The sequence below is a fragment of the Synechococcus sp. R55.7 genome (genome assembly GCF_047461955.1).
GTDB lineage: Bacteria > Cyanobacteriota > Cyanobacteriia > Thermostichales > Thermostichaceae > Thermostichus.
The window spans coordinates 1-8513 of record NZ_JANSIC010000119.1; the positions used below are offsets into that span (position 1 = coordinate 1).

8 protein-coding genes are annotated in these 8513 nt (G+C 58.3%); 5 read left to right on the forward strand and 3 right to left on the reverse strand.

What is annotated here, in order from left to right:
- Window positions 1–70: 70 nt before the first annotated feature.
- From sat to NW820_RS07750, 3 genes are all read right to left on the reverse strand, one after another.
- On the reverse strand, window positions 71–1261 hold the full coding sequence (gene sat, locus NW820_RS07740) for a sulfate adenylyltransferase (protein WP_414350154.1): 1191 nt from the start codon (window positions 1259–1261) through the stop codon (window positions 71–73).
- A gap of 165 nt (window positions 1262–1426) precedes the next feature.
- Window positions 1427–1795 carry a hypothetical protein gene (locus NW820_RS07745; RefSeq protein WP_414329683.1) on the reverse strand — a complete coding sequence of 123 codons (369 nt, stop codon included), beginning with the start codon at window positions 1793–1795 and terminating at the stop codon, window positions 1427–1429.
- Window positions 1796–1935: 140 nt separating this feature from the next.
- Complete coding sequence (locus tag NW820_RS07750; protein WP_414407153.1) at window positions 1936–2718, reverse strand: ParA family protein; 783 nt, start codon at window positions 2716–2718, stop codon at window positions 1936–1938.
- A gap of 131 nt (window positions 2719–2849) precedes the next feature.
- Between NW820_RS07750 and NW820_RS07755 the strand changes: the two genes are divergently transcribed.
- From NW820_RS07755 to NW820_RS07775, 5 genes are all read left to right on the forward strand, one after another.
- A complete protein-coding gene (locus tag NW820_RS07755) occupies window positions 2850–4136 on the forward strand; it encodes a glucose-1-phosphate adenylyltransferase (protein ID WP_414407154.1) in 1287 nt (428 codons plus the stop codon).
- A gap of 135 nt (window positions 4137–4271) precedes the next feature.
- Window positions 4272–6044: an ABC1 kinase family protein gene (locus NW820_RS07760; RefSeq protein WP_414407155.1), complete on the forward strand. Its 1773-nt coding sequence runs from the start codon at window positions 4272–4274 to the stop codon at window positions 6042–6044.
- Between the two features lie 48 nt (window positions 6045–6092).
- A complete protein-coding gene (locus NW820_RS07765; RefSeq protein WP_414329675.1) occupies window positions 6093–6461 on the forward strand; it encodes a hypothetical protein in 369 nt (122 codons plus the stop codon).
- 170 nt (window positions 6462–6631) lie between these two features.
- Window positions 6632–6961 carry a YggT family protein gene (locus NW820_RS07770; protein ID WP_011432695.1) on the forward strand — a complete coding sequence of 110 codons (330 nt, stop codon included), beginning with the start codon at window positions 6632–6634 and terminating at the stop codon, window positions 6959–6961.
- Window positions 6962–7008: 47 nt separating this feature from the next.
- Window positions 7009–8400 carry a cytosine deaminase gene (locus tag NW820_RS07775; RefSeq protein WP_414407156.1) on the forward strand — a complete coding sequence of 464 codons (1392 nt, stop codon included), beginning with the start codon at window positions 7009–7011 and terminating at the stop codon, window positions 8398–8400.
- Window positions 8401–8513: the final 113 nt, after the last annotated feature.

Sequence of the window (8513 nt, forward strand, 5' to 3'; positions counted from 1 at the left end):
CAACTTTCAATACAGAGGGTCTGGTCTGTCCCAGGCCCTTTTTGACTGCCACTTAGGGAGATTCCCAGGGTTAACCCCGCTCTCGCATGGCTTCGGCCAGCAGCCGGGCCACTTCTGGTCGAGAAAACTCCGGCGGGGGCACTTCACCGCGGCGCAGCATTTCCCGCACCTTGGTACCTGAGAGGTGAATGCGCTGGTGGGGTTGGCTGGGGCTGGTCTTGGCCGTGGCCATGGTGCCGGTGACGGTGCAATAGAAAGCATGTTCAAACTTCAAGGGAATGATGCCCAGCTCCCCCGGCTGGAACTCATCGAAAATGTGTTGGGCATCGTAGGTACCGTAGTAGTTCCCCACCCCGGCGTGATCCCGCCCCACAATGAAATGGGTACAGCCATAGTTTTTGCGAATGAGAGCATGGAAAATAGCCTCGCGGGGGCCGGCGTAGCGCATCGACGCAGGATTGATGGCCAAGATCACCCGCTCCTTGGGGTAGTACTTTTCGATCAACACCTCGTAGCAGCGCATACGCACATCGGCGGGAATGTCGTCGCTTTTGGTAGCCCCCACCAGCGGGTGCAAAAATAGCCCGTCCACAATTTCCAGGGCACATTTTTGGATGTACTCGTGGGCGCGGTGGATGGGGTTGCGGGTTTGGAAGCCTACAATGGTTCTCCAGCCTCTTTCCCGAAACAGGTGCCGCGATTGGGCCGGGTCAATCTGGTAGGCCGGAAAAAGAGGGTGGGGATCCCGCTGCAGGAGGGTGACGGGGCCGGCCAAATAGACGGATCCCTGCTCGTAGAGCACCTTTACCCCTGGATGCTGCTCATCGGTGGTGCGATAAACTTGCCGGGCTTCGCGGGTTTTGTCGTAGGTGAACTTCTCGGTCAGCTCCAGTAGGCCCAGGATCTTGCCCTCGGCACTGGCCAAGGCAATCATTTGCCCCTCTTTCAGACCCGCTGCCACTTCCGAGGAGACCGGCAGGGTGACCGGCAGCGACCAAGCCAAGCCATTGGCCAGGTGCATTGTTTCCAGAACGGCCTGGTAATCTTCCCGCCCCATAAACCCCGTTAGCGGGCTGAAGCCCCCAATGGCGATCATCTCCAGATCCGATTGGGCCCGCTCGTCGAGATAGAGGATGGGGCAATGTTCGGCTTTGGAACGCAGCTCCTGCGCCTGCTCAGGCGGGGCAATGCGGTTGATCAGGGTGCCCCCGTGGGGCGGAATGGCATCACCAGAAGGGAGAGTCGATGGAGATTGGCTCATGGGAAGGGCAGCGGGAACAAAGGTTATCCAATCCAATATCCAACTATCGGATCCCGGATCTCCAGGAAGCAGGGAAAAAAGCACAGGTCGGGCTGAAAACAGGAGGGAGCAGAACAGGTGGAGACCCCATCCAAATCACGCCCTTAGGGATCCCTTCCATCCCAGTCAATCCAGCAGATAGGGAGGCATGCTTTCATCGGTGGCTGATACATTGTCGAAGATGGGCCGATTCATGATCTTCTTTTGCGCGTGCAGAGGCGAGGATTGGGGTTTGGGCTGAATGATGGGGGCTTGCTCTTTGGGTTTCCGTAACTCCTGGATGGTTTTGGCCCGCTCGTCCGCAACCGCTTGCAACTGCGCCAGCGCCTTTTGCAATTCGTCCCGATGGGCAGTAACCTGCTGCAATTGAGCTTGCAGGGTAGAGACTTTGTTTTGGTAGTCTTGCAAGAGTTGTTGAGCTTCGGCCAGTTGGCTTTTGAGGGCTGCAATTTCCGGCAATTCTGGGGTTGGTTCTGGGGGAGACTGAGAAGACATCGTTGTCGGCTCCTCACCTGTGGGAGTAGACTCTGCGGAGGTGGGCTCTGAACTGGTTTTAGCACCGGCCTTGCGCCGAATTCCGCCGGAGCGGCGGGAAGTTTCCCCCGACGAAGGAAAGAGGCTGCGGTCAGATCCAGTCACAAGAGCACCTCGCGTTCAACAAACTGCAGCAGCCGCTGACACACCGCCGATCCAGGCCGATAGTCCATCACCGTCAAGCCGTAGTCAAAGGCGATGCGCAAATCGCTGCTATCTGGAATAGTAACGGGTGAAAGCACATCCGCAAAAATCTGTTGCGCTTGCACATACAATTGCCCGGTGTGGGATCCCGACCAAATGCCCCCCGGCAGATAGCGGTCGTCCAGCATCGTCAAAACGGCGCGGGCGTGGCTGAGCTGGCCTTTCAGGGCCTCAATGTAGCGCAAGGTCACTTCCGTGCAGGAGAAATCGGCGCGGTTGAGCCGTGTCGGGATCAACACCCGCTGGGCCACCCGCAGGGCATTGGCGGTGAGGGCATTCAGTTCTCCCGGCGTATCGAGAAAGATGAAGTCGTAGTCCTGCAGCAAGGGATCCAGTTGGCGCTGCAATAGATTCTGCCCCATCTCTCCGGCAGCAGCCAGTTGGGCCGCCACTTCCGCCATGGTGCTGTGGGAGGGCGCCACATCCACTCCCTTGTCCGTGCAGTAGATCACCTCTTCCAGAGGACGTTGGTGTTGCGGGTGTAAGCTGGCCCAAACCGTTTCCGGTGCCGGCAAGGATCCGGCCTCTTCCAAGTAGAGACTGCTGGCGGTGGCCTGGGACGTGAGATCGATGAGCAAAACTCGGTATCCCCGCTGGGCCGTCAACTGAGCCGCGTGGACGCAGAGGGTGGACTTGCCGGTGCCCCCTTTGTTGTTGGTAAAGGCCAGGATGCGCGCCATCAGCTCTCCCTGCATTCTGTCTTGCCAACTTGTTCCCCTTTCTGAGCAGCCCGGCCAGATCCGACAGGACAGTCGTTGAGGTGGCCCCGCAGCAGTCTATGCTATTGGGTGTAGCCTGGTGGAGGACAACCATGCGCGATGTACTGGCGATCATCTTGGGAGGTGGGCGTGGCACCCGACTTTATCCCCTGACCAAGCGCCGCGCCAAACCCGCTGTGCCCCTGGCCGGCAAATACCGCCTTATCGACATCCCGGTCAGCAACTGCATCAACTCCGACATCGAAAAAATCTACGTCCTCACCCAGTTCAACTCGGCCTCTCTGAACCGCCACATCGTCAACACCTACCGCTTGTCTCCCTTTACAGGCGGCTTTGTGGACGTTTTGGCGGCCCAACAAACCCCTGACAATCCCGATTGGTTCCAAGGCACCGCCGATGCCGTTCGCCAATACCTCTGGCTGATGGACTCCTGGAAGCCGCGGGACTTCCTCATCCTATCTGGGGATCACCTCTACCGCATGGACTACCGCCCCTTCATCCACCATCACCGGCAGGTTGGGGCCGATGTGACGCTGGCGGTGCTCCCCTGTGAAGAAAAAGTGGCCTCGGGTTTTGGCTTGCTCAAGCTTGGCGAGAACGGTTGCATCGTCGATTTCAAGGAAAAGCCAACAGGAGATCTGCTGAAAGCCTGTCAGGTGGACACCCAAGCCCTCGGCCTCAGCCCGGAAGAAGCCAAAGCCAAGCCCTACATCGCCTCCATGGGCATCTATGTATTCAAGCGAGAAGCTCTGATCGAGATGCTCAAAGTCAAGGAGCACACCGACTTTGGCAAAGAGGTGCTGCCGGCAGCCATCGGCAAGTACCATCTGCAAGCCTACCTCTTCCAGGGTTACTGGGAAGACATCGGCACCATCGAGGCTTTTTACCGGGCCAACCTGGCACTGGTGCAGCAGCCCAACCCGCCCTTCAGCTTCTTCGACAGCGAAATGCCCATCTACACCCGCCCGCGCTTTTTGCCCCCCAACAAAATCCTCGACTCCCAGATTGTCAACTCCATGATCGCCGATGGTTGCATCATCAAAAACGCCCAAATTCGCAACTCCATCATCGGCATTCGCAGCCGCTTGGAGGCCAACACCATCATCGAAAACACCCTGGTGATGGGAGCCGATTACTACGAGTCGGTAGAAGAGCGGCAGGCCAGGCTGGAGGAAGGGATCCCACCGGTGGGCATCGGGGCCAACTCTCACATTGTCAACGCCATCGTGGATAAGAATGCCCGCATTGGGCGCAATGTCCGCATCCTCAACAAGGATCACGTCACCGAAGCGCAGCGGGAAGAGGAAGGGATCTGGATCAGCAACGGCATCGTCACCATCATCAAAGACTCGGTGATCCCGGACAACACCATCATTTGAGGGGGAAACAGGCCGGCCCTGGCCGAGAAGGGGGCAGGATGGGGCTGACAGGCCCTTGCGCAGAAACGGCGAGGCTTTTTCTGTTAAGATGGATACCAAGAGCTTCAAAACAAAAGACTGTGAGATCGCTGGAGTGTGTTTAGTAGAACTTCGCCCATTGCCACTTTGGAAGTTTACGATCCGCAATTGATCTGCCGCTATTACCGCTGGCGCCTGCCCCAAGTGATCGGTCGGGCGCTGGCCATTCTCTGGCCTTTCTTGTGGTTTGTCCTCTGTTTGCGCTGGGATCAACTGTGGGGACACACTGATCGCAATGTGGGACGGCGCTCGGTGCAGTTGCGAAAGCTGCTCACCGACCTGGGGCCAACGTTCATCAAGGTGGGTCAGGCCCTCTCCACCCGCCCCGATCTGGTGCGCAAAGACTACCTAGAAGAACTCACCCAACTGCAAGATCAACTGCCGCCATTTCCTTCCGAGCAAGCATTTGCCCGCATCGAATCCGAGTTGGGCCGTCCGATTGCCGAGATCTTTGCCCAGATCTCTCCAGAGCCGGTGGCTGCTGCCAGTTTGGGCCAGGTTTACAAAGCGCAGTTGCACAGCGGCGAATGGGTGGCGGTGAAGGTGCAGCGACCCCATCTGCGAGAGCAGTTGAGCCTGGATCTGTACCTGATTCGCTGGGCCTCGACATGGCTGGGCCCCTGGCTGCCCTTGAACCTGGGCAGTACTTTGACGGCGGTGGTGGATGAGTTTGGCCGCAAGCTTTTTGAAGAGATCGACTACCTGCACGAAGGGCGAAACTGCGAGCGCTTCGCCGAATACTTCCGCGACGATCCGGATGTGTACGTGCCGCGCATCTTCTGGGCTTACAGCACCCGCCGGGTTCTGACCCTGGAGTGGATCGACGGCATCAAGCTGACGGATGTGGAGCGCATTCGAGCAGCCAACCTGGAGGTGAAACAATTGGTGCGTATCGGGGTGGTTGCTGCCCTCAAGCAATTGCTGGAATACGGCTTTTTCCACGCGGATCCCCATCCGGGCAACCTGTTCGCTCTGGCCGATGGTCGCTTGGCCTACATCGATTTCGGCATGATGGATCAGCTTACCGAGGAAATGAAGGAGTACTTGGTGGATGCTCTGGTTCACCTGGTGGATCGCGACTACAACGCCTTGATCGATGACTTTATTCATCTGGGCTTTTTGCAGTCGGATGTCGGCCGCCAAGAGCTGATCCCCGCCTTGGAAAAGGTGCTGGCAGACGTGCTGACCCAAGAGGTGGTCAACTTTAACTTCAAAACGGCCACAGATCAGTTCTCCGACTTGATGTACCGCTACCCCTTTCAGGTGCCCTCCCACTTTGCTCTGGTGATCCGCTCTTTGGTGACCCAAGAGGGAGTAGCCCTCAGCCTCTATCCCCAGTTCCGCATCGTCGGTGTGGCCTATCCCTATGTGGCCAAGCGCCTGCTGACGGATGAATCGCCGCGTATTCGCCAACGGCTGCTGCAAGTGTTGATCAAGGATGGTAAGTTCCGCTGGAACCGCCTGGAGAACCTGATTCAAATTGCCCGCAGCGATGGGGGATTGGATTGGTTACCCACCGCCCAAACGGGTTTGCGCTACCTGATGTCGGAAGAGGCCCGCGATCTGCGTCGCCAGTTGGTGCTTTCCCTCACAGAAGATGATCGCCTTCACTTTGAGGAGCTGCAGCGTTTGTGGCAGTTGCTCAGCCCTGAACTTTCCCCAGCTTACCTCTGGCAGGCAACGCTGAGATCCATACCCTCGACCGGCGATCTGCAACACACGCTTGCCGAGTTCAGGGATCAGGTGCAAGCCCATCTGGAACATCTCAGCCGCTGGCGGCTACCTCAACCTTGGTCGGATTTGCTGGCAGGAGTGGGACAGGAAAGGTAGAACGGAAGAAGATGACTCAAGTTTATTGTTATTGAGCTGGATAAAAGCGTGGCAGATCAGAAAGGTGACTTCATTGCGGGTGTAGTGACCGGCGCCCTGTTGGGAGGGATCATCGGCGGGGTGATCGGGTTTGTGCTTGCCCCTCGACTCAGCAAGGGATCCGCCGAAGGCCAACGCCGGGATCCGGATCGTCTCAACGGCACCTCGGTAGCCCCTGAACGACCGCGCCTCAGTGCTTCAGGTGAGTCGGCCATGTCCAGCGACTGGAGGAAGTGGGAAAATGAGGCAGAACGCATTGCTCAAGCCCGCCGCACTCTAGAGGCCAAGATTGCCGAGTTAAACGAGGCGATTCAGGCCATGCGCACGCAATTGCTCGTCAAGGAAACCTCTTCCAGGGCTGTTGAGGAAAAGCCTTGAGCAGGGGATCCCTGTCCATGCCAAACTAGAGGCGGCAGCGGCTTTCCTCTCTAGGTTCTGCCATCCTCTCTCGGCTGAGTTGCGATCCTGGGCCAGGTCTGCCTCTGGCGAAGGTGCTTCAGCTTAATGGATGTTGAGTTGATCGAGTTGTTTCCCTACTTTTCCCAACCATGATGCTCAGTCACTTGTTGTCTCCTCTCGCTTGGGTGGACGGCCTCTCCCTGGGGTTGGTCTACGGCACTGCCGCGTCTTTGCTGTTCCGCTCCCTTTACCAGTTCATCGTCATTTACAATGCTCTGCTGATCGTGCGGATTTTGCTGAGCTGGTTCCCGCAACTGAACTGGTCTAACCCCATCCTGTCGGTGCTCAGCCAACTCACCGATCCCTATCTCAACCTGTTCCGCGGCATCATTCCCCCCATTGGTGGCTTGGACTTTTCCCCCTGGTTGGCCTTCATTTTGCTCAGCTTTGCCATGCAGGTGGTGGGCCAGTTTGCCTAGCTGCTGTAGCACTGGATTCCTCCTGAGGGGCTCGGATCCCCTTAAGATTGGGAGTCACTTTTTCGTTGCCCGCCATGCAGATCCCCGGCGTTGCCCACTACTGGCTGCTGAATGCTCAGGTTCCCCTGTCGGTACTGAAGGAGGCGGTGCGGGGGGCTGTCCCCAACCGCGATAACCTGGTGTTGCTGGATCTGGAAATCGAAGGGGGGCAGATCCGCCAAATCCGGCTGGCAACAGGGATCCCGCCCCAGGGGATCCCCAGCGTGGATCTAAGGCGGGGCCAAGTGTGGCCCTGTTTTGTGGACATCCATACCCACCTGGACAAGGGACATGTGTGGCCGCGCACCCCCAATCCCGATGGTACCTTTGCCGGGGCGAGGCAGGCCGGCCAGGAAGATTGGGTGAAGATGAAGCAAGCCTATGACGGGGATCCGGAGCGGTTTCGGGAGGATCTCTACCGTCGCTTCAGCTTTGGTTTGCGCTGCAGCTATGCCCATGGATCCCAGGCAGTGCGCACCCATCTGGCCTGTGAGAACCCTCAAGTTATGGGGGCCAACTGGGAGGTGTTTGTCCAGTTGCGCCGAGAGTGGGCGGGCAAGCTGGAACTCCAGGCGGTCACGCTTCTGAGCTTGGATACCTTTCTCACCCCTGCAGCAGAAAAGCTGGCGGACAAGGTGGCGGAAGTGGGCGGGATCCTAGGTGGAGTGGTGGCGATGGGGCCAGAGGTGGATCGACAGTTGGATCGGGTGTTTGCCCTGGCCAAGGAGCGGGGCCTGAATCTGGACTTTCATACGGATGAGACGGATGATCCCGGATCCCTCACATTGAGACACGTAGCAGCGGCGGCCTTGCGCAACGATTTTCCCCATCAGGTGGTGTGTGGCCATTGCTGTAGCCTGGCCGTGCAACCGCCGGAGGTGGCCCACAAGACTATGGCCTTGGTCAGAGAGGCGGGAATTGCCGTGGTCAGCCTGCCCATGTGTAACCTATATTTGCAAGCCCGTAACCCCGGCCATACCCCCCGCTGGCGGGGAGTGACGCTGTTGCATGAGCTGAAGGCTTTGGGCGTGCCGGTGATGATAGCCAGCGATAATTGCCGGGATCCCTTTTATGGCTTTGGGGATCACGACGGCCTGGAGGTGTTCCGGGAGGCCACCCGCATTTTGCACCTGGATACCCCCTATGGGGATTGGCCCCAGGCCATCACCACCACCCCTGCCCGCATCATGGGCTTGACCGAGCGAGGGCAAATTGGGGTGGGGCTGCCGGCAGATCTGGTGCTGTTCAAAGGACGTGGCTTTGACGAGCTGCTCTCGCGACCCCAACATGACCGGGTGGTGTTGCGTCAGGGGCAGGCCATCGACACCACTTTGCCGGACTACAGCGAGCTGGACGACTTGATGGAGAAGGTGGGGACAGCGCTCAGCTCCGAGAAGTAGAGCGGGGTCACAGTCGTTTCAAGTTAGATTAAGACACTTCCCAATTGCTCCTCTCTCCCTTTGCCTGGAGGTGGTGGTTGTGGCAGCGGCGCGGAACGCTGGGGCGGCACCGT

Coding starts and splice junctions, on each gene's coding strand:
- sat (WP_414350154.1), bottom strand. CDS start 1,261: ATGAGCCAATCTCCATCGACTCTCCCTTCTGGTGATGCCATTCCGCCC.
- NW820_RS07745 (WP_414329683.1), bottom strand. CDS start 1,795: ATGTCTTCTCAGTCTCCCCCAGAACCAACCCCAGAATTGCCGGAAATT.
- NW820_RS07750 (WP_414407153.1), bottom strand. CDS start 2,718: ATGGCGCGCATCCTGGCCTTTACCAACAACAAAGGGGGCACCGGCAAG.
- NW820_RS07755 (WP_414407154.1), top strand. CDS start 2,850: ATGCGCGATGTACTGGCGATCATCTTGGGAGGTGGGCGTGGCACCCGA.
- NW820_RS07770 (WP_011432695.1), top strand. CDS start 6,632: ATGATGCTCAGTCACTTGTTGTCTCCTCTCGCTTGGGTGGACGGCCTC.